Annotated in this window: 19 protein-coding genes and 1 pseudogene; 12 read left to right on the top strand and 8 right to left on the bottom strand. The window is 37.5% G+C overall.

What is annotated here, in order from left to right; genetic code table 11:
• The 4 genes and pseudogenes from WBW42_RS18185 to WBW42_RS18200 form a co-directional block, all read right to left on the bottom strand.
• A pseudogene (locus WBW42_RS18185) lies at positions 1-391 on the bottom strand (ShlB/FhaC/HecB family hemolysin secretion/activation protein); the annotation flags it as partial.
• Between the two features lie 123 nt (positions 392-514).
• Entirely contained in the window at positions 515-1,978 is a 1,464-nt protein-coding gene (locus WBW42_RS18190; RefSeq protein WP_000042090.1) for an amino acid permease, read from the bottom strand.
• A gap of 397 nt (positions 1,979-2,375) precedes the next feature.
• Entirely contained in the window at positions 2,376-3,470 is a 1,095-nt protein-coding gene (astA, locus tag WBW42_RS18195) for an arginine N-succinyltransferase (RefSeq protein ID WP_032056787.1), read from the bottom strand.
• Entirely contained in the window at positions 3,467-4,702 is a 1,236-nt protein-coding gene (locus WBW42_RS18200; RefSeq protein WP_032056788.1) for an aspartate aminotransferase family protein, read from the bottom strand. Before WBW42_RS18200 ends, astA begins: the two co-directional genes overlap by 4 nt.
• A 135-nt stretch (positions 4,703-4,837) precedes the next feature.
• Here WBW42_RS18200 and WBW42_RS18205 point away from each other — a divergent pair, with 135 nt between their 5' ends.
• The 9 genes from WBW42_RS18205 (at position 4,838) to WBW42_RS18245 (ending at position 14,577) form a co-directional block, all read left to right on the top strand.
• Positions 4,838-5,260, top strand: coding sequence for an Lrp/AsnC family transcriptional regulator (locus WBW42_RS18205; RefSeq protein WP_002120489.1), 423 nt, complete (start codon positions 4,838-4,840; stop codon positions 5,258-5,260).
• Between the two features lie 328 nt (positions 5,261-5,588).
• Entirely contained in the window at positions 5,589-7,019 is a 1,431-nt protein-coding gene (locus WBW42_RS18210) for a gamma-aminobutyraldehyde dehydrogenase (RefSeq protein WP_032056789.1), read from the top strand.
• 28 nt (positions 7,020-7,047) lie between these two features.
• Positions 7,048-7,818, top strand: coding sequence for a nuclear transport factor 2 family protein (locus WBW42_RS18215; RefSeq protein ID WP_016802970.1), 771 nt, complete (start codon positions 7,048-7,050; stop codon positions 7,816-7,818).
• Between the two features lie 55 nt (positions 7,819-7,873).
• A complete protein-coding gene (locus tag WBW42_RS18220; RefSeq protein WP_001277426.1) occupies positions 7,874-8,593 on the top strand; it encodes a FadR/GntR family transcriptional regulator in 720 nt (239 codons plus the stop codon).
• 65 nt (positions 8,594-8,658) lie between these two features.
• The gene (locus WBW42_RS18225; RefSeq protein WP_005075618.1) at positions 8,659-9,366 is read left to right on the top strand and encodes a cache domain-containing protein; all 708 of its coding nucleotides are present in this window, start codon (positions 8,659-8,661) and stop codon (positions 9,364-9,366) included.
• A 186-nt stretch (positions 9,367-9,552) separates the two neighbouring features.
• The gene (locus WBW42_RS18230; RefSeq protein ID WP_032037926.1) at positions 9,553-10,884 is read left to right on the top strand and encodes an APC family permease; all 1,332 of its coding nucleotides are present in this window, start codon (positions 9,553-9,555) and stop codon (positions 10,882-10,884) included.
• Positions 10,885-10,902: 18 nt separating this feature from the next.
• The gene (locus WBW42_RS18235; protein WP_163114265.1) at positions 10,903-12,348 is read left to right on the top strand and encodes an NAD(P)/FAD-dependent oxidoreductase; all 1,446 of its coding nucleotides are present in this window, start codon (positions 10,903-10,905) and stop codon (positions 12,346-12,348) included.
• 145 nt (positions 12,349-12,493) lie between these two features.
• A complete protein-coding gene (locus WBW42_RS18240) occupies positions 12,494-13,852 on the top strand; it encodes an amino acid permease (RefSeq protein ID WP_080777183.1) in 1,359 nt (452 codons plus the stop codon).
• A 365-nt stretch (positions 13,853-14,217) separates the two neighbouring features.
• Entirely contained in the window at positions 14,218-14,577 is a 360-nt protein-coding gene (locus tag WBW42_RS18245; protein ID WP_002120526.1) for a hypothetical protein, read from the top strand.
• A gap of 157 nt (positions 14,578-14,734) precedes the next feature.
• Here the strand turns inward: WBW42_RS18245 and WBW42_RS18250 are convergent, their stop codons facing one another.
• The 3 genes from WBW42_RS18250 to WBW42_RS18260 are packed head-to-tail and all read right to left on the bottom strand — an operon-like array spanning position 14,735 to position 16,469.
• On the bottom strand, positions 14,735-15,415 hold the full coding sequence (locus WBW42_RS18250) for a DUF799 domain-containing protein (RefSeq protein WP_025465434.1): 681 nt from the start codon (positions 15,413-15,415) through the stop codon (positions 14,735-14,737).
• Positions 15,412-15,780, bottom strand: coding sequence for a DUF4810 domain-containing protein (locus WBW42_RS18255; RefSeq protein ID WP_005070471.1), 369 nt, complete (start codon positions 15,778-15,780; stop codon positions 15,412-15,414). Before WBW42_RS18255 ends, WBW42_RS18250 begins: the two co-directional genes overlap by 4 nt.
• A 17-nt stretch (positions 15,781-15,797) precedes the next feature.
• A complete protein-coding gene (locus tag WBW42_RS18260; RefSeq protein WP_032056792.1) occupies positions 15,798-16,469 on the bottom strand; it encodes a CsgG/HfaB family protein in 672 nt (223 codons plus the stop codon).
• A gap of 298 nt (positions 16,470-16,767) precedes the next feature.
• Between WBW42_RS18260 and WBW42_RS18265 the strand changes: the two genes are divergently transcribed.
• The gene (locus tag WBW42_RS18265) at positions 16,768-17,238 is read left to right on the top strand and encodes a hypothetical protein (protein WP_000735016.1); all 471 of its coding nucleotides are present in this window, start codon (positions 16,768-16,770) and stop codon (positions 17,236-17,238) included.
• 131 nt (positions 17,239-17,369) lie between these two features.
• On the opposite strand, the gene WBW42_RS18270 is transcribed toward WBW42_RS18265, so the two are convergent.
• Positions 17,370-17,921, bottom strand: coding sequence for a TetR/AcrR family transcriptional regulator (locus WBW42_RS18270; RefSeq protein ID WP_032056793.1), 552 nt, complete (start codon positions 17,919-17,921; stop codon positions 17,370-17,372).
• A gap of 920 nt (positions 17,922-18,841) precedes the next feature.
• Here WBW42_RS18270 and WBW42_RS18275 point away from each other — a divergent pair.
• Together WBW42_RS18275 and WBW42_RS18280 are read left to right on the top strand one after the other, a co-directional pair.
• Complete coding sequence (locus tag WBW42_RS18275; protein ID WP_032056794.1) at positions 18,842-19,930, top strand: YjgN family protein; 1,089 nt, start codon at positions 18,842-18,844, stop codon at positions 19,928-19,930.
• Between the two features lie 20 nt (positions 19,931-19,950).
• Complete coding sequence (locus WBW42_RS18280; RefSeq protein WP_032056795.1) at positions 19,951-21,051, top strand: M48 family metallopeptidase; 1,101 nt, start codon at positions 19,951-19,953, stop codon at positions 21,049-21,051.
• The last annotated feature ends 7 nt before the right edge of the window (positions 21,052-21,058 follow it).

Consider the following 21,058-nt stretch of genomic DNA (forward strand, 5'->3'; position numbering starts at 1 on the left):
CATTTTGGGCATAGTTCACGATGTTATGTAAACTTTGGGTTCCAATACATTTACCCAAAACATTCTGTGGGTGTTTTTTTATAGCTTTAACCACAAAGTTAAATTGCTGTAGTTCAGACTCAGACTGATCATTTAAAGGGATAAAACTAATTTTTTTAACCACTACGCATGGGCTTTCTTTAACAACTAAATGCTTAAAATCCTGTAATGGCTTGGTGTTTTGGTAAGGAGTTTGCTGAGCAATTTGGTCTTGTAATTGCTGGTTAAGCTCTTTTAAACGTTGATCTTGAAGCACCTGACTGGGCAAAGAAACGTCTTCGATGGCATAGACATATTGGTGGAAACCCGCAAAAAGAATAATAGAAGAAGTTATAAAGTTCTTAGTTAACATCTCATATACAGAATTGTACGTATAATCACATTATTTTACATAAACACAATATATATCTCAATATTTAAGAGCATAAAAAAAGCTAGACACACGCCTAGCTTTAAAAGCATTTCATCTTCTAGATTAAATATAATCAACCTTTTGAGCTTTCAAGATATCAAGCTGCAACATCTTTTTCTTTTTATATTTATAGGCAATAAATAAACCAATAAACCAGATTGGTGAACACTCAAGTGCAATTAAAGTATCATGGTCTAAAGCCAAAATTACGATAGTAAACACTAAAAACAACATGGTCATCCAAGCCATAAATAACCCACCCGGCATTTTATATTTTGACTGGATATGTAGCTCAGGACTTTTCTTACGATAATAAATATAAGAAAGCACAATCAACATAAACGTAAAAATACATAAAATTGAAGTCAGCGCTGAGATAATCGTAAATGCTGTCATGACATTTGGAACAATAAATAAAATAGATGTTCCAACCGTTACACACGCCATTGAAAATACGAGTCCTCTAATTGGAACTTTTCTTTTTGAGAGTTTACTAAAGCTTTTAGGTGCGTCGTTGTCTAAAGCTAAACCGTATAACATACGGCTAGTCGCAAAGATCCCACTATTTGCAGAAGATAAAGCTGAAGTCGCAACAACAAAGTTGATTAAACCTGCCGCAATTGGTAACCCGACCAAAGTAAACATTTCTACAAATGGGCTTTTTTCTGGTGAAACTTTTGCCCAAGATGTGACCGCAATAATACAAACCAACGCGCCCACATAGAACAATAAAATGCGTAAAGGTATAGAGTTAATTGCTTTCGGAAGTGATTTATGCGGATCTTTAGTTTCAGCAGCAGTTGTACCGACAAGCTCAATACCCACAAATGCAAAGATGGCAATTTGAAAGCCTGCCAAGAAACCGGTTACACCATAAGGAAACATCGACTCTGTTTCAAACAAATGGCTCATTGAGGCCTTAACCCCATTTGGAGAAGTAAATCCGGTACCAATTAAATAAATACCAGCCAGAATAAACAGAATAATTGCAGTAATTTTGATGAGTGAGAACCAAAACTCGAGTTCACCAAACAATCGAACGGCCACAAAATTGAGTATGGTCAAGATCGCTAATGATGTAAATGCTGGAATCCAGACGGGTAAATCAGGATACCAAAACTGCATGTACCCTCCGATCACAATTACGTCGGCAATCGCAGTAATAATCCAGTTACACCAGTAGGACCAACCAAGGAAAAACCCCGCCCATGGACCGAGATAAGCTGTTGCAAAATCGGCGAATGTTTTAAAATTCGTGTTCGCAAGCAACAATTCACCCATTGCCCGCATCACGAAGAAAAAGAAGAAACCAATAATTAAATAGGTTAAAACAATTGAAGTACCCGAAACACTTAATGTTTTCCCGGAACCCATAAATAATCCAGTACCAATTGCACCACCGATTGCGATCATTTGAATATGACGATTTGTCAATGAACGCTGCAATTTCTCTTCTTCTTGCTCAGTCATATGTTGACTACCAAGAAGATCTCCTTCCAGGAACTGCTTTCCGTTATTCTTACTCATGTAATATTTACTCCAATTTATAGCAACCGTCGTAAATGCTTTAATAATAAACAAATTATATGATTATTAATTTAGTCCATTAAACCATTCTAAAATATTATTAAATCACTTAAGACCTTATAAATTCCTTTTTAAAAGCCATCACCTATAACAATAAAAATTATTCATCATTCCTTTCCTTCATTATTATATTAACCTGATCTCCAAAATATAATTTCGATAAACAATTAAAATATATAAACTAATTAATATTTTATTGATTTACCCTTTATATAAAAAAGCAGGCTAATTAATTCCAGCTCAGAGAGCAAGATTGTATTTATCCATATACCCATCTTGCGCTAGCGATAATATATTATTCCCTCTTAAATTTGGTGAAATGTATAGTAATTTCCGCTTAATTAACAGCCATTCGAAAATGTTCAGTGGCTTTGAGTTTATTGACCACTTCTGGACTCGAAACTTGTTTAACATGAACACTTAGCACCCGAACTAAAGAGCCATTTTCAACATTCAATTGGTTTGCCTGTTCTTTTGTTAACTGCAATATGTTCTGATGAGGCTGGCTATACACAAGAATGGCGCGATAATTTTCATAGTCATCATTAGCCACAATGTAAGCTTCATCCCCTACAGCGATATTTTCAGGTTGTTCAATTTGAACCGTTACAGACTGACTTTCTTTAATCGCTCTTAAATTTTCGATATCCGCTTGCAGCGTTGCACCACCATCAAAAATATCGATATAGCCTTTATAGCGTAGCCCCTCTTCAAGCAAGAGGTTGTAGGCTGGTCGAGTATTTGGGTGCACAATGCCAATCGCAGCTTTAGCATCGTCAGGTAACATATCGACATAGAGGGGATGTCTTGGCATCAGCTCAGCAATAAAAGCCTTCTGCCCTACACCACTTAAATAATCGGCCTTGGTAAATTCGATATTAAAAAACTTGTGACCTACCGCATTCCAAAATGGTGACTGTCCATTTGCATCAGAGTATCCACGCATTTCAGCAACAATCGTTTCTTCAAAATATTGACGGAATGCTGAGAGAAATAAGAAACGGACTTTAGATAAAAATTTGCCATTTTTATTTAAGCGATAGTCAGGATCTAAAAATAAAGTACAAAGCTCACTACAGTTGGTATGGTCATTACTCAAATATAAAGTAGGTAAAGCGTTATAAACACTTAAGGGTTCAGATGCATGAACTTGTGTTCCTACATGGAAGTTATACCAAGGCTCTTTTAAGCCAAGTGCGACTTCAATACCGCAAACACCGACAATTTTATTGAGTTCAGTATCTTCTAAAACAAATAAGTAAACCTGATCTGCCTTTGGAAGTTCGCCTGCGACTGTCTTACACGCCCGTTCAATACGAGCAGTAAGTTTTTCCATATTTGGCTGCAAAGATGTCAAACCAAAACCTGCCTTTTGCGCCAACAGGTAAAGGTCATTAACATCTTTAGGTTCGATGTAACGAATAATCATCATGCTGCTTGTTCATCCTTTTGAATTTCAACAAAGCGAGCAAGCGCATGTTCAAAGCGTTTTAGGCCTTCATCAATATCAGCAAATGGAATGATCAAAGAGGGCGTAAAACGGACAACATTTGGACCAGCAATAAGACTCAGTAAACCTTCTTCGCCCGCAAGGTTATTGATGTCTTTTGCTTTACCAGCGAATTCATCTTTTAACGCACAACCAATCAATAAGCCTTCACCGCGAATAGTTTTAAAGACTTCATATTTTTCATTTAATTGATTTAAAGCTTTTTTATAGTAATCATGACGCTCCTTAACGCCATTCAGTACTTCAGGCGTATTAATAAACTCAAAGACTGCACCAGCAACCGCACTTGCTAACGGGTTACCCCCATAAGTCGTACCATGTGTACCGACTGAAAAATGCGGTGCAAATTTATCAGTTGTTAGCATTGCACCGACTGGAAAACCACCACCTAGTGCTTTTGCAGTCGTTAACACATCTGGAATAACACCAGAGTTCATGTAAGCATACAGTGCACCTGTACGGCCAACACCGGTTTGTACTTCATCAAAAATCAGCAATGCACCAAACTCATCACACAGTGCACGTAATCCCTTTAAAAATTCTATGTCAGCAGGAATAACGCCGCCTTCACCTTGGATCGGCTCAACAATCACGGCACAAGTTTGCTCATTAATGACCGCTTTTGCAGCTTCTAAATCATTAAAGGCAACATGGTTGATACCGTTTGGAAGAGGTGCAAAGTCTTGTGAATATTTAGGTTGACCACCCGCTGAAACGGTAAATAAGGTACGGCCATGGAATGCATTGTTAAATGCCACAATGCCACTTTTGCCAGCAACACCGCTGTCTAGTCCAACTTTACGAGCTAGTTTTAATGCCGCTTCGTTCGCTTCTGCACCTGAGTTACAGAAGAATACTTTATCTGCAAATGTATTTTCAGTGAGTTGTTTTGCAAGGCGTAGAACGGGTTCATTTGTATAACCGTTACCGACATGCCAAAGTTTTGTTGCTTGTTCTGTTAAAGCATTTACTGCCACTGGATGCGCATGACCTAATGCGTTTACTGCAATCCCGCCTGCAAAATCGATATATTCTTTATTTTCTTGATCCCAAATACGTGAACCCTCTCCACGTACCGGAATGAAATTTGCCGGTGCAAAAACTGGAACCATCCACTCGTTAAAGTCATTACGAGAAACTGCAAAATTATTCATCTTATCTAGTCCATTAAATTGAATTATTAGGCTTAACCGATGCCCCTATTATTCAAAATCAAATTGATTCACAAAATTTGTAATTCAGTCAAAAATGAATTAATTTTTACAAATCTGATAATTGACAATTACAATATGGATAACATTGATCAAATTATTTTAGGTTTGCTTAAAGATAACGCACGGATGTCTGTTACCGAGTTAGCCGAAAAAGTTCACGTTTCACGGGCAACGGTAAAAAAGAGAATCGAATATTTAGAGTCTTCGGGCATCATTACTGGATATACGGTACGGTTTAAACCCAATGCCGAACGCAACGTCATCCGTGCATGGATGAGCATTATGGTTGAAGGGACCAAAGCGCAGTCTGTGATTAAAGAATTACGCCTAGAAAGTGCCGTGGAATGTCTACATAAAACGAATGGCAAATGGGACATTTTGGTCGAGCTACGCTCTGATACTTTAGAAAACTTCGACAAAGTTTTAGAAAGAATTAGAAATATTTCAGGTATTTATAACAGTGAAACTAGCATTCTGCTTGCGAGTCATAAAACTTAATCATTCACTTTAATTTCAAATTATAAGCTCAAAAAATTGATGAGCTAAGTATAAATCTTGGCTCCTCAAGCTGCTCTCGATTAGAAAATTATTCAATTATCTTTCATTAAATCTACTGAACTAGTACGACAATCAACTTCTCCTAAAAATCGTCAATAAATTTTTAATTTTTTTAAATAATCAAAATCAAAAACTTAAAATCCAATTTGATTTAAATTCCTACTTTTTTCACTTACTCCCCTCATCAAAGCATTTGACAGAAAATTTAAAACATAATACATATAGTATTATATGTTATATGTTAAAACCTAAGGACAAGGTATAAAAAATGGCTAAAACTCAACTACAACACTTCATTAACGGCGAATATGTTGCTAGCAAAGGAAATGATTTCTTCGATTTGGTAAGCCCAGTCACTGGTGAAGTTTATGCGCAATCACCGAATGCGACCGAGGCAGAAGTTGATGCAGCTTATGCTGCTGCAAAAGAAGCATTTAAAATTTGGGGACGTAGTACACCATCGACTCGTCAAAAAGCATTACTGAATTTAGCAGATGCTATTGAAGCAAATGCTGATCGTTTAATTGAGGCACAAAGTCGTAATACGGGTCAGTTAAAACATTTAATTGCATCGGAAGAAGTGGGTGCATCAGCAGATCAGGTTCGTTTCTTTGCAGGTGCTGCTCGCCTACTCAATGGCACTGCTTCAGGTGAATATTTAGAAGGTTTAACCTCTTCTATTCGCCGCGAACCTGTCGGTGTAGTTGGGCAGGTTACACCTTGGAACTATCCACTCATGATGGCTGTTTGGAAAATTGCTCCAGCTTTAGCCGCAGGTAACACCGTAGTACTTAAACCAAGTGATACAACGCCTGAAAGTACGCTTTTACTTGCTGAAATTGCTGCACCATTTTTCCCTAAAGGTGCATTTAACGTGGTGTTAGGCCAAGCTCAGGTGGGTTCAAAAGTTGTATCACATAAAACCCCTGCTCTCGTTTCGATTACAGGTTCAGTTCGTGCGGGATTACAAGTTGCAGCTTCTGCCGCAGCAAATCTGGCGAAAGCGCATCTTGAGCTTGGTGGTAAAGCACCTGTAGTGGTTTTTGAAGATGCCGACCTCGATAAAGCAGTTGAAATGATTGCATTAACGGGCTATTTCAACGCAGGCCAAGACTGTACTGCGGCAACACGTGTGATTGTGGCTGAATCTGTTCATGATGAATTTTTAAGCAAGTTAGTTGAAGCTGCAAAAAATACTCGTTTTGGTGAACCCGATGATCAAGACGCACTTTATGGCCCACTTAACAATGCCAACCAATTGAAAAATGTTAAAGCCTTTATCGACAACTTACCTGCTCACGCCAAAGTTGAAACAGGTGGAAAACAAGCAGACCGTCCAGGCTTCTATTTTGAACCAACTGTTATTAGTGGCTTAAAACAACACGATGAAGCAATTCAAAATGAAATTTTTGGACCAGTGATTACCGTTCAAAAATTTACCGATGAAAATGATGCGATTGAAAAAGCCAACGATGTTGAATATGGCTTAGCTTCAAGTGTTTGGACTAAAGACCATGCCCGCGCAACTCGTCTTTCTCGTGAACTCGATTTCGGTACAGTTTGGATCAACACCCATATTCCTTTGACCGCAGAAATGCCACACGGCGGTTTCAAAAAATCAGGTTATGGTAAAGATTTATCTGGCTACGGTTTTGAAGAATATACCCGTGTTAAACATGTGATGAGTTCAAACGAATAATAACAATGCGTTTTGAAAGGAGATCAAAATGAATAAGCAAGAAATGAAAGACTTGGTGACTAAAGCCCATCACGAGCTCTTTAATTTGCACGATACCACTGCTCTGGACCGTTATTTTTCTGAAGACTTTATAGAGCACTCACCACTCGTTGCAAATGGCATTTCGGGCCTTCGCCAATTGGTAGAAGACTGTCCTGACATGCAACACGAAGCTGTGCGTGTATTGGCAGATGGTGACTTGGTTGCAATTCATGGCCGCTTTCAGGGTCTAGATGAAAACCCTTTAGTTGGTTTTGATATTTACCGAGTGAAAGATGGCAAAATTGTGGAACATTGGGATGGTCTTGTGGCAGAAGCTGCGCCGAATGTGAGTGGTAGAACCCAATTAGATGGTCCAACTGAAATCGTCACTCACCATGATCCAGAGAAAAACCGCGAGATTGTGACCTCGTTCTTTAAGAAGTCATTAATTGATGGCAATTACGAAGCATTCAAAGAATACACTCACGACGATCAGTTCATTCAACATAGTCCAGACATTGGCGATGGTGTTAAAGCAGTTATTGATTTTTTGAACAATATCCGTAATGAAGGACAAGGTTTGGTATACTCCAAAACGCATCGCTCCATTGCTGATGGTCAATTTGTCTTGACACATTCCGAAGGAAGTATTGCCGGAAATCGACATGCCTATTTTGAATTATGGCGTGTGGATAATGGCAAAATTGTTGAACTTTGGGATGCAATACCAGCTGTGCCTGAAGATGAACAGGCAGTCCATCAATATGGCGTGTTTTAATCATTTATCCGTTTCATTAAGCTAAGTCTCTGACTTAGCTTTTAGAGAATTCGCCATGTCAGCATATACGATAATTTTTGCACCTATCGCTCAGGCAACTCGATCGGAACAAGTTGTGGAACGCTTGGAAAATGCAATTATCTCTGGATTGCTCAAAAGCAATGAACAGCTTCCTAACGAGGCGGATCTAGCTCGCTTAATGGGAGTGTCACCCATTACGGTCCGTGAAGCTTTAAATACTTTACGCGTAAAAGGTCTGATTGATACACGACGCGGGCGAAACGGCGGAAGCTTTGTTTGTGAGTTGCCCTCAGATTTACTTTTAAACAAGCACCCTCTGCGTCAGGCTTCCAATGAATATCTAGCTGATTTAGGCGAGTTTCATAGTGCAATTTTAAGCCATGGTGCATATTTGGCAGCACAAAGAACTACTGAATATGAACTAGGTAAAATCAAAGAGCTTATTGATCAATTTGAACAGGCCGTTGAACCAGACACACGTGCCCAACTTGATTTACGTTGTTTGTTAACACTTACCTCTTTTGCTCAATCAGCTCGACTGGCAAATCAAGAGTTAACCATACAAGCCGAATGGGCACCGCTCATTGCTGTGCTTTACCAAGATGATCAATTTCATCAACTGGTCGTCGCTCAATACCACCAACTTTTATCATCTTTTGTTCAAGGCAATGAAGATGATGCTGTTATTCAAGCGCGAAAAATCATTTCGATGCTAACAGACCAAATGCTTCGATATAAGTTATCTATCGAATAAAAACAATAAAGTAGAGCACTTATAAAATATCGAGTGAGAAATACGGAATTTTAGGAGTTATAGGAATGACCCAACATTTAGATATAGAAGAGCTTCAAAATTTGTTAAAGACGGTGGTTGAAGAAACGACAGCCATTACAGAAAAGCTGGCAACTAAAGCGAGCAAAATTCTTTCAAAACATGAACCTGAAAAAACAAAAGACGTTAAGCTTTCAGGTTCAGAACGCACGGCTTTGCAAAAAGAAATTAAAAAGGCCTTACAGGAAAGCCATTACAGTCAGGGTATTGGTTTTGCAAGTTATAGCCCTGCAACGCAAGAAGAGCAAGATTATTGGACACTCGAATGGTGGTATAAAAAAGAAGATCAGTTACAACAAGCTAAACTTGAAAACTATCAAAATGCTCAGCGATTTTTAGATTTCCGCTCTTTTGAATGGTTCCATAAACCTGCTCAAAACAAAAGTCCGTGCATCCATGGGCCCTATGTCGACTATATTTGCAATGGTGCATACACCATCACCCTTGCCCATCCAGTCATGATTCGTGATCAATTTATCGGTGTAATTGCTACCGATATTTTAGTTTCCGCACTCGAAAAAATTCTTATGCCGAAACTTAAAAACATAAAACAAAAAGCAATTGTGATTAACGACTCTTCTCGAGTGATTACTTCAAATGATATCACCATCAGAACAGGCACATTATTTAAAGGCCAAAGCCCCGAGCAGTTTCTGGCACGACCGTGTCAATCTTTTCAATTGGTCGTGATCTAGAGTTATATCAAAGATATAAGTATTTGATCTTGCTTTAGGGCATCACCAAGGCGAAACGGCCCCCCACTTTTGTACAAACTTTCTCCAAATAGACGTGTTTATTCAAGTCTAGGGGAAGTTTTGGCTCAAAAATAGCATCGCTTTTCCGGATGAAAAGCAAAACAACGAATTTGAGGTTGAAATGACATGGAAAATAAAACGTCTTCCTTAAAAAAACTGTCTCTTTGGCAAGTCACGATTATTGGTATTGCCTACATGACTCCCATGACAGTGTTTGATACTTTCGGTATTGTCTCTGGCATTACGAATGGACATGTACCACTGGCCTATTTACTCGCACTTGGCGCCATGCTACTCACCGCTTGGAGCTATGCAAGATTCAGTAAAAATTCTGAAAAATCAGGCTCGGCATATAGTTATACAGCTGAAAGTTTAGGGCCTAAAAGTGGCTTTTTTGTCGGTTGGTGCTCTCTGCTCGACTATTTGTTATTACCTCTCATTAATGTTTTGCTAGCCGCAATTTATCTCACAGCCCTTATTCCAAGTCTGCCTTACTGGTTCTGGGTAATTGTGTCGGCAAGCCTAGTCACTTTAGTAAACTGTTTCCGCATTCGGTTACTCGCCAATTTAAGCCTGTTGTTTGTGTTTGCACCGATCATACTCATGGTCATTTTTGTTTATTTAGTGATTAAGGGTATTGGCTCAACTCAAGGTTATGAGCATGTGCTTACATTGGCGCCACTCTGGCATGAGCACCAATCTTTACTCCCTCTCGTTGCGGGTGCCTCAGTTTTGTGCTTTTCATTTTTGGGCTTTGATGCGGTTACCACGCTTTCTAATGAAACCAAACAACCTACCAAAAATATTCCTCGTGCAGTCATGTTAACGACTCTCGCTGGTGGGCTGATTTTCTTCACGGCCGCTTGGTTTATTCAGCTTTATTTTCCAAACAATCTTCGTTTTCAACATCCTTCAGAAGCGTTGCCTGAAATTGTACTTTACGTTGGTGGTGCTTTTTTTCAATCCGTATTTTTATGCGGACAAATTATGAACACAGTCGCCTCTGGCCTTGCTTCACATGCCAGCGCTTCGCGTTTACTGTATATAATGGGTACCGATAATATTTTCCCTAAAAAGTATTTTGGGACAATTCATATTTCATTAGGTACACCGTTTTTTTCGGTTTTGTTTGTTGGTCTTATTTCAATGTCAGCGGTTTTTCTAGACTTAGCGCAAGTCGTCAGCCTAATTAGCTTTGGTGCCCTAGTCGCTTTTACAGCCGTGAATTTCTCTGTTTTTATGAAGTTTTATATTAAAGATAAACAGCGTTCAGGGTTTAAAAATAAATTTCTAAACCTATTTTTACCGCTTATATCAGTCTTTAGCATTATTTGCCTCTGGCTTAATCTCGATTCATCTTCACTCATGTTTGGTTGTTTCTGGTTAGCTTTGGGTGTTCTCCTATTTATCTATAAAACGATTAAAAAACAAAGTATTGCTATTAGTAATGCTTATTAATTTTTAAGGAACTTTATTATGAAAATTATTTCTAAACCTCAACTTTTAAAAGACGTGGAATATAAACCAAGTAAATCTCTACAAGTGGGTAAAGAGTGGAGCTGGTTAAATCCAAAACATAAAAAATTTGATACATCCACGGTTAATGACACTTCGGTAGATAACCCTGCAAACTATTATGAAAGCTCACTTTCTGATTGGCATACATTTGACAGTTTAAAAGCTGATATTGAATGTGATGTGGTGGTTATTGGCGGTGGTTTATTGGGTTCATCTACGGCCTTACATTTAGCTGAACAAGGCGTAGAGACTGTTTTATTAGAAAAAAACCGTGTAGGTAGCGCAGCTTCTGGACGCAATGGCGGACAACTCACCCCTGGTTTAGCTCGCTGGGAAGCTCAAGAAATGGCCGATCGCTTGAGTTATGAAGATGCCAAAAAACTCTGGCATTTTACCTCTACAGAAGCGATGCAACTGATTGATGACATTTCGGAAAAATACCAACTCAACTTTGACCGCAAATACGGCCACATTACCGCCGCCGTTCATGAAGGGCATTTAGTTGGTTTAACACAAGGCGCCGATGCACGAAAATACTTAGGTGAAGACCATACCCGCATTGTGGGTAAACATGAACTCATGGACTATATTAAATCTGACTACTATACAGGTGGTTTAATTGATGAGTTAGGTGGACAAATTCATCCTTTAGCTTTAAACCGTGGCTTAATTTATGGCTTTTACCAAAATGGCGGTACTGTTTATGAGCAAACAGAAGTCCTTTCAATAGAAGAAAAAGCAGATGGTATTTATGTTCAAACTGCAAATGCGGTCGTAAAAGCTAAAAAGTCTGTAGTTTTAGCAGTACACCATGCTTCATTTAAACTTTTATCAGAGCAAAACAATACCACAATTCCGTTCTATACTTATGTTGCGACGACTGCCCCGCTAGAGCTTGATACAAAAGAGCTTTTACCATTTGGGCATCCGGTCTATGACACTCAGTTCCAAATTGATTACTATCGCCCCGTATTTAATAACCGCTTATTGTTTGGTGGCCAAGGCACTGGCACATGCTGGGGTCCAGAGAAAACATTAAATTATCTAGAGCATCGAATTCACACTGTTTTCCCTCAAATTAAAAATCTAGAGATGGATTTTGTCTGGAGTGGCACGACCGATTTAACCGTAAATGGTGCAGTCGATAGCCGTAAGTTTGGTAATAAGTTCCCGATTTATGCTGTTCACGGCTGGAGTGGTCACGGCGTTGCTCAGACGGTACGTATTGGTAAAGCCATCGCGAATGACTTTGTTGGGCAATCTAACGACTTCGAAATGTTATCTAAAATTGATCATCAAAATATTATTTTTGGTCGTACCCTTGCTCCCGTTGTTATTCCCCTCGCTAAAAGCATGTATGGCATCGGCGCAATGATTAATCCGGGCAAAATGGTATCTTTCTAATTTATAAAATAACCGATTTCAAAAAGGGATCCGTATAGCTTTGTACGGATCCTTTTTATTTAGCTGAGTAAAATCCTTTTCAAACTAGGTTATCCCTAACCAATCTATTACAATAGCGCCAGCTTTTTTATTCAGCGCATATATTTTGAGCAACTCATCTTCCCAATTAAAACGCGGACTTAAAAATCGCCATATCCAGTTGATCGCTATGGGTGGTGCTGTCGGGACAGGTTTATTTTTAGGCTCTGCACAAGTCATCCAGTCTGCTGGTCCTTCTATTATTTTAGGTTATGCCATTGTCGGTTTGGTCGCATTTTTAATTATGCGCCAAATGGGTGAAATGATCGTAGAAGAACCTGTGGTCGGTTCCTTTAGTTACTTTGCACAAAAATATTGGGGGAAATTCCCCGGTTTTTTATCGGGCTGGAACTATTGGGTTGTTTATATTCTGGTCGCGATGACCGAATTGACAGCAGTTGCTAAATATGTGCATTATTGGTGGCCCCACATTCCTGCTTGGATATCAGCCTTATTTTTCTTTGTTTTGGTCACATGTTTGAACTTAGGCAACGTTAAATTTTACGGTGAATCTGAGTTTTGGTTAGCCATTATTAAAGTCGCAGCAGTCATTGCCATGATCGTGTTTGGCTTATATTTATTGCTTACCGCGGGTAGTGACTCTATCGCTAGCTTTGCAAACTTATGGCAGCATGGCGGATTTTTTCCGCATGGGTTCTCGGGCCTATTTTATATGCTCGCCTTTTTAATGTTTGCTTTTGGCGGAATTGAACTGATTGGAATGACTGCTGCTGAAGCTGAAAATCCAGAAAAAAGTATTCCACAAGCCATTAACCAAGTCATCTTTCGAATCTTGATTTTCTATGTGGCTTCGCTTGCTATCATCATGTCGCTTATTCCGTGGAATCAGCTTGACCTTGGTGGTTTAGATAAAAGCCCATTTGTCATGATTTTTAGTCAGCTTGGCATTGGTTGGGCAGCGCATTTGCTTAACTTTATTATTTTAACAGCCGCACTGTCTGTTTATAACAGTGGTATGTATGCAAACAGTCGTATGTTATATGGCCTAGCAGTACAAGGTCACGCATCCCAAATTTTTACAAAAGTCAGCAAACAAGGGGTTCCAACGCCTGCTGTTATCTTTTCTTCTATTCTGATTTTTGGTTGTGTATTACTGAACTATTTTATCCCAGAAGAAGCTTTAAGCTATCTCATGTACATGGCTGTAGCTGCACTGGTTTTAAACTGGGCAATTATTAGCTTTACTCATTTAAAGTTTAAACACGCCATGAAGCTTGAAAATAAAGTTGCCAAATTCCCTGCTCTATTTTCACCCTTGAGTAACTATATTGTTTTAATTTTTATTGGCATGATTTTATACATCATGTGGACTCAAGGATTTGAAAAATCGGTGATTTTAATTCCAATCTGGATTACTTTCATGTTTGGATTATATAAATTTTTGAGTTGGAAAAAAGCTCTCTAATATTCAAAGAAGGCTTATTCAAATAGGATAAGCCTTTTATCATTTACCAGCTTGTCACCCTAAGTAACTTCAGAAAAACCCTTCACATTCTATTCATCATTATTGAATTTCTCTCTGCTAGACACATGAATATGTAAACCTTAGTCATTCTAAACATTGGTATTTAATGAGATAATTATTAAAGTACAAGTGTTTACATGATCTATAAATATTTGTGTCAATGTTCAGCTAAAATCAAAACAGACCAGTTTATCGTTACGATCACTCAATAGGCAAAAGATACTGCATCGCAAGACAGGTTCTTTACCCACTTTACTGATTTAGCCCTCAACTGTGTCACTCAATGATGAAAGACAGGAAATTTTATGGAAAAAGCTCTGCAATGTCCTAAGTGTGGTTCTACAGAAATTGAAGCACGTGACCATGACAAATTACTTAGAACAACTGGCGGTGTTTTACTCACAGCTGCCGGTACAACGGCAGGCACTGTAGGTGGCGCTGCGACTGGTGCTACTGTTGGAGCAGCTATTGGTACTGTTGCTGGTCCTTTAGGTGTAATTGTTGGCGGAACTGTAGGGACTTTTGTTGGTGCCATTAGTGCAGGAATTACTGGCGGTGTAGTTGGTAATATTTTTGGTAAGAAAGCTGGCGTAATAATCGACAAGAATATTTTTCAAGATTATCGCTGTTTAAAATGTAAATACCGTTTTAAGCAAAAGAAGTAATTTAAATTAAATAGGAGAACTAGTTACTCTAGCTCTCCTACCTAATCAAAAAATTTATAAACTATCTGGAATAATAAATTTTTATCTAGCATTTCATATAATTAAACTAGATTGCAGCCTATTTTTAATAAAGTAAAACTTTAGTTAAGACTTTAATTTACTTAGCTACTACTCCATCTTGTTGATATTTTGGTGAACGTGGACCATATAACAACCCCATACCCGGATTATAAGTCGTCGGGGTAAAAAGTTGAGTATTTACCATACTCGCTAATGGATAAGCCCGATCAGTAAAGCTGCCAGCAATCTGTTCAACTAAAGCACCGACGACCATTCCAATTAAACCCGCATTACCATCATTACTTGCTTGAACAAGTTTTTTCTCACCTGTCCAAATCACATCTCCAGTTTTTAAATCAACAAGCTTTGCATCAGCACTTACTGTCGCGACACTCTGAATCACTTGGTATTTAGAACCATATTCTTTAATTCGAATATATAAAGCTGCGTCTGCACCAAAAATCTCTTGTAATTTCTGAGGTGCAATAGACTGAGCATCACTGCCATTAGTAACCCCATTCTCTTTAAACATATTGTCTACGACAGAGATTGGGAAAACGTAATAACCAGCTTCTGCCACAGGTGCCACCACAGTAGGCCAATAACTATAAGTCGCTTTTACATCAGGCGAATCATTGACTGGAGGCAATACCAAAATCGATTTTGGCATATGAGCTTTATAAGCTGTAATATCTTTATTAGGTGGTGGAGTAACGGCACATCCAGTAAATGCAAGGCTAGAGATAACCAAACCAGCAATTAGAAATTTCTTCATCATGATTTTGCATTCCCACCATTAGCATTCATTTTTTGCAATAAGCGATCCATTAAAACTGTAGATTCTGGATATACTTGTCGTTCAAGCTGGAAATACTCAATTGCTTTTTGAGAATTATTCTCTTGTAAATACAATAATCCTAAATGCGCATATAAACCTGGCGGAACGGCTAAGCCCTTGCCTTTAGTTTTCTCAATTTCAGCTTCTAATTTTGTGATTTGCGTACTTGGTGTCGCTTTCTCAGGTGAGTTATACATCAAATAGGTTTGATGAGTATAAGTTCCCCAATTATATAAAGGTTGAGGACCAGCGGCACACCCAACCAATCCCATAGCAAGAAAACTGCTTAAAAGAATTTTTTTCATTTAACACATATCCAAAATTATTGAATTGACCAACGGTTATTTTGAATATCTGTTACAAGATTATTAACTGCTTCACGAACAGCTAAATCAAGTACTTTGCCATTTAAAGTCGAATCATAAGAAGCTGTAGAGCCAAAACCTAATACTTCACGAGCACCTAAGGCATATTCACCCGCACCTTGTACGGAATGCACGACTTCAGATGTTTTTACATCAACGACATTTAGATTAACTTTTGCATAAGCAACTTGTTGTTTACCGCGCCCTAAAATACCAAATAACTGTTGATCACCTACTTCTTTACGACCAAATTCAGAGACATCACCAGTAATAACGTAACGAGCACCTTTAATAGATTGAGCAGTATTGCTATAACCTACTTCTTGTTTAATTTCTGATAGATTGTCACGGTTTAAAACTGAAAAATAGCCAGTTTGCTGTAAATGTGTTTCAAGAATAGTTTTCGCCTGCCCGCCTAGACGGTCTACATTATCAGAGAAAACACCTCTCATATAACTAGAGCGATTATCAAACTTACCAATAGAAATAGGAGTTTTTACTCCGGTATATTTTGTTGTAGCAGTAGCAGCAGTGACTTGTGGACTTTGTATCGTTCTTGAAGTTTCAGTAGTTGAACAAGCAATTAAACCGAAAGAACTCGCCATAGTAATGATTAATATTTTTTTCATGTTTACTCTATAAAGATAAATAAATACAAAGAATACATATTATATACAAAAAGACTATCAAATAAGCGAATAAATTAGGACGCTAATAAAAAATTTACTTAATTCGTTTAAATAATTTTTAAAGAAGCAAAAAATTTATTCTATAGATAGTTAATTATATGAAACCTATTATTAGTAAATTAATTATGGTTTGCCGTGTATAGAAAAATCTATCTATGATTTAAAAATCAGCTACTTACTTTACGCTTTAAAGAAGATATGAAACAATTATGCCCTAATACAACTTCTGAAATTACAAATGAAAAAATTATTACTTTTAAGCTTAGTTAGCATTTTCAGCTCATATAGTTTTGCAGAGGACAATAGCTCGATTTATCGGGGACTTGGTACTGGTCCTGAAGATTTTTTAAAGTTTCAAATTCTTAAACAAAAAGGTTTCCTAGCCAAAAAACCTAATATTTCAAGAGCAGACTATAACGATATATACAAACTCAAAAAACCTTATGAATTTATGGGACAAAACGTTGTGCTTATTTCAGATGAATATATGTCTGAATATGTGGGCTGTTGTGTGAGTGAAGGTTGGGGAGCTGTATTTAAGCAAACCACCAATTTAAAATTAATTGAAAAATTTGCAAAAAAGAATCAATGTAATATCGCTCCGATAGAAACCGATAGCACTTACTATGGGTTTAAAATTAGTTCTCTGCCAAAAGGTAATTACTATGAATTATCCTGCCGCGAACGTGATTTAGATGAGTCTCAATAAGTCAAAATTAAACTCTGAAAATAAGAGCCAATATTCCTGTTTAACTTAAAATATCAGACCCATATAAACTAAGTGAGCAAGATGCTTTTGAACTACCTTTTCAAAAGCATCTTGTTCCAAAGCACTATTCATCAAGTTATTTTAAAAAACCGCTCCAACACCTCATCCCTCTCACTCAAACTATTGGTACTTAAAAACCCAAACATCAAACCATCTATTAGATTTAAAACCATATCGGCATCAGGTTTTAAGGCACGAGTTTCCAAACTAAAAATTAGGTCAAAAAGTTCTTTAAGTAGCCATTTTCTATATTCAATCGCCATGCGGTAAGCCCTTGGGTAAAGCAGTTTTAATTCAAAAATAGCTTTAAACAAAAGATGGTAAAAACTATTTACATCAACATGTAAACGGACAATTTCTTTGAGTTTATCGGCTGCGGTTGGGTAGCGGTGTGAATAGACAATTGCCAGCACTTCTTCTTTGAGTCGGCTTTTTTGAAAGATTAGGCACATTTCAACAAGTCGTTCTTTCGAGTGAAAGTAGTTATAAAACGTCGCTTTTTGAATTTTGGATTTTTTGATAATCAGGTCTACACCTGCATTATGAAATCCATGCGTGGTAAAGAGTTGGATGGCGGTTTGAACAACCTGTAATTTTTTGGAAGATATTTCTAAAGTTGGCATAGTTTTACCGTTATAAATTCTTGTTGTTTCTAAATGAGATAAAAAGCCTGTGCCCTTTTTGGGAGAAAAAAGGCACAGCAAAGCCGTAAGACGGTGCTTGGCACATCTCAAGTTTTGTAGTTGCTAAGTTTTAAGTAAAAATGACTTAAAGCCTAAAAACCTTATGGCATTCAAACTGCTTTAAATTTTTAAGTTGTGTCGTTATAGCTTTTGGCAAAGGCTGCCAAGAAATAATGAATGTGCAAAGCCAACTCCTTTTTTATTGGGAGTTCTGCCAAATCATTAAAATTATGGTGGCAGAACGAAAGGGGGTTCGCAGACTGGTCATAGATCCAGCACACCCGTGGGTGTCCCCCTCCCGTTCCACCGTAGAGGGGGCACGAGGGGCTAGACACTAAAGGTATAAAACCTTTAATGCTTCTATGAGACGGTCTGCGACAACCGACTGGCAATGTGGCCAGCATGCGAAGAATAGTATTCAACTCTCTTACAGTCAAGCACACAAAATGACATTTGTTTTAAATTAGATCATTAAAAAGTAAGGATAAATAATGAATGAGTTATTGTTAAAGTTGGGTTTATAACGGGATTGAAATTTATATAGATATATTAGTTTCAACAGGTAAGATTAGAATATAAAAAATGGTAAATGATGAAATTAATGATGTAGAAAGTTTTTCTTAGAATTACTACTAAATTTACAATCACAATAAGTCACCGATGCCTTTAAACCTATTATTTATACTTCTCGCGATAAGCTTTCTGCTCGAAACAACTCAATAAGAATATAATGGTAAAAATAGTTGTTTGCTTTTCATTCTATTTATTTCAATTTATAAAAAATATATAATATTCTCAATAGTTTTCTAATTATCTATTACATTCAATCAAGATCATATATTTTCAATAAAGAGAATAAAATGCAAGACCAAGCTTTAACCTCTCTTCCTCAAGATGTAAATGAGGATCAAAATATTACAACTCCACCAATTTCACATTCAGGAATTCATCATTTTAAATTTCATGGGAATGCCTCAGAATATTTTGGAATCTGGATCGTTAATATTCTTTTGACTATTATTACTTTGAGCTTATATGCACCTTGGGCCAAAGTTCGTCGCCTACGCTATTTTTATGGCAATACAGAATTTTTTGAACGCCGCTTTGATTTTACAGGGATTCCAACCAAGATTTTGATTGGACGTTTAATTGCATTAGGAATTTACGTCGTATTTGCAATTTCATCACAGTATTCAATGATTGCGACTGTGGTTGGACTAGTTGCACTATATGCAGCAGTACCTTGGCTAATTCGCGCTACTTTACGTTTTACGGCAAGAAATAGTAAGTTCGGCAACGCACGTTTTTATTTTGGTGGAACGATAAAAGAATCTTATAAAGTCTTTCTTTTAAGTATATTGGTATATATTTTCACTTTAGGAATCTTTACACCTGTAGCTATTTGGCTATATAAAAAATATTATCTTAACAACTTATATGCTGGCCAACTAAATTTTAAATTAAACGCGAAATGGTCTGCATATATGGCTGCAGTTTATATACCAGTTTTTATTGCAATTGGTATAATTGCTATTTTTTCAATCATTTACTTTGCTATGGCAGGAACAATTTCTGGGTTCTCACCGAATGCTATATTCTTCGGAATATTTACGGTATATGCATTTATTGGATTATTTATTTATCCATTAATTGCTGCACGTATTTTTATTACGACATGGAACAATACTACAGTTGGAAACAGTCAATTTAAAACAGACTGTAACCAATGGCGTTTTGCATGGATTGTAGCATCGAACTGGATTGTAAAAATCTTAACCATAGGTTTAATGTCTGCTTGGGCTGCAGTTCGTATTCATAAATACCAGATTGAATCGATGAGTTTAATTTTATTAGATGATCCAGATCAAATGATGAATCTAGCTCAACAAGAACAAAGTGCTTTAGCTGAAGAAATCAGTGATATTTTTGATATCGACATCTCTTTATAACAATCTGAGTTTAATAATTTATGTCCCACGCAGTAGATATCACTTTCTATGATGGCCTAGTGTCTAAACCATACCCTGCTCAGATTTCAGCTCAATCTGAATCTGAAGTTCTAATTCGGTATGGTGAGCAATTAGAACTTCAGCGTCATTATCAATATACTGATATGAAATTGATTGGTGCGCTGGGACAGTTACACCCAGTAATTGAATTATCTGATGATGCACGAATTGAGTTTCATAGCGCATTACCAGAATGGTTTAATTACACAACTAAAAAGGTTCAACATTCGATCTGGAAATTTGAACGCTCTCCGGGTCTTATTCTTTTTAGTGTAATTTTTGTGATTACTTTTGCGATCAGTCTAGTCAAATGGGGGGTACCAGCAACGTCCCATTATCTTGCTTTTCAATTACCTGAGAATACTTTAAAGAAACTAGGTGATGAAGCCGAGAATTATGTATTAAATAATTGGACTGCACCCAGCCAATTAGCAAAAACTCAAAAAGATCAAATTACTAAACAGTATTTGAATACTGTTGCTGAAAACAAACCAGCCAAATTAGTCTTCCGTCAAGGCGACCAGTTAGGAGCAAATGCTGTAGCGCTACCCAATAATACGATTATTATCACAGATGAACTGATCAAATTGGCACATACGAATCAGGAAATCTTGGGCGTATTAGCCCATGAACAAGGTCATTTGGTTTATCGCCATAGTTTGCAACAAGGCTTAACGAGTTTAGGCCTAAGTATATTATACATTGCAATGACAGGAGATAATTCAGACTTATTTACGTCCTTACCTGCTGCTATGATTGGTGCAAATTACTCACGTAAATTTGAGTCCGAAGCCGATCTATATGCTTTACAGCTGATGGATAGGAAGCATATAGAAGTCTCGCACTTTGCAAATTTCTTACAACGTTTAAGCGATACAACAGAAGAAGGTATCGATAAAAAGAATCAGGCCAACCCAGCAACTTCTCAAGAAGAATCTTCAGCTAATAAACTATCTACAGCTGTTCTTGATACTTTATCCTCTCATCCTGCAACCGAAGAGCGTATTCGAATGGTTCATGATTATGAGAAAAAACAGAAAGGCGCACAAAATAATTTATAGGTACACA

Source organism: Acinetobacter sp. LT1, assembly GCF_059800965.1.

What these genes read in the sequence shown, in the direction of transcription:
- WBW42_RS18190 (WP_000042090.1), bottom strand. Translation starts at nt 1,978, where the DNA reads ATGAGTAAGAATAACGGAAAGCAGTTCCTGGAAGGAGATCTTCTTGGT.
- astA (WP_032056787.1), bottom strand. Translation starts at nt 3,470, where the DNA reads ATGATGATTATTCGTTACATCGAACCTAAAGATGTTAATGACCTTTAC.
- WBW42_RS18200 (WP_032056788.1), bottom strand. Translation starts at nt 4,702, where the DNA reads ATGAATAATTTTGCAGTTTCTCGTAATGACTTTAACGAGTGGATGGTT.
- WBW42_RS18205 (WP_002120489.1), top strand. Translation starts at nt 4,838, where the DNA reads ATGGATAACATTGATCAAATTATTTTAGGTTTGCTTAAAGATAACGCA.
- WBW42_RS18210 (WP_032056789.1), top strand. Translation starts at nt 5,589, where the DNA reads ATGGCTAAAACTCAACTACAACACTTCATTAACGGCGAATATGTTGCT.
- WBW42_RS18215 (WP_016802970.1), top strand. Translation starts at nt 7,048, where the DNA reads ATGAATAAGCAAGAAATGAAAGACTTGGTGACTAAAGCCCATCACGAG.
- WBW42_RS18220 (WP_001277426.1), top strand. Translation starts at nt 7,874, where the DNA reads ATGTCAGCATATACGATAATTTTTGCACCTATCGCTCAGGCAACTCGA.
- WBW42_RS18225 (WP_005075618.1), top strand. Translation starts at nt 8,659, where the DNA reads ATGACCCAACATTTAGATATAGAAGAGCTTCAAAATTTGTTAAAGACG.
- WBW42_RS18230 (WP_032037926.1), top strand. Translation starts at nt 9,553, where the DNA reads ATGGAAAATAAAACGTCTTCCTTAAAAAAACTGTCTCTTTGGCAAGTC.
- WBW42_RS18235 (WP_163114265.1), top strand. Translation starts at nt 10,903, where the DNA reads ATGAAAATTATTTCTAAACCTCAACTTTTAAAAGACGTGGAATATAAA.
- WBW42_RS18245 (WP_002120526.1), top strand. Translation starts at nt 14,218, where the DNA reads ATGGAAAAAGCTCTGCAATGTCCTAAGTGTGGTTCTACAGAAATTGAA.
- WBW42_RS18250 (WP_025465434.1), bottom strand. Translation starts at nt 15,415, where the DNA reads ATGATGAAGAAATTTCTAATTGCTGGTTTGGTTATCTCTAGCCTTGCA.
- WBW42_RS18255 (WP_005070471.1), bottom strand. Translation starts at nt 15,780, where the DNA reads ATGAAAAAAATTCTTTTAAGCAGTTTTCTTGCTATGGGATTGGTTGGG.
- WBW42_RS18260 (WP_032056792.1), bottom strand. Translation starts at nt 16,469, where the DNA reads ATGAAAAAAATATTAATCATTACTATGGCGAGTTCTTTCGGTTTAATT.
- WBW42_RS18265 (WP_000735016.1), top strand. Translation starts at nt 16,768, where the DNA reads ATGAAAAAATTATTACTTTTAAGCTTAGTTAGCATTTTCAGCTCATAT.
- WBW42_RS18270 (WP_032056793.1), bottom strand. Translation starts at nt 17,921, where the DNA reads ATGCCAACTTTAGAAATATCTTCCAAAAAATTACAGGTTGTTCAAACC.
- WBW42_RS18275 (WP_032056794.1), top strand. Translation starts at nt 18,842, where the DNA reads ATGCAAGACCAAGCTTTAACCTCTCTTCCTCAAGATGTAAATGAGGAT.
- WBW42_RS18280 (WP_032056795.1), top strand. Translation starts at nt 19,951, where the DNA reads ATGTCCCACGCAGTAGATATCACTTTCTATGATGGCCTAGTGTCTAAA.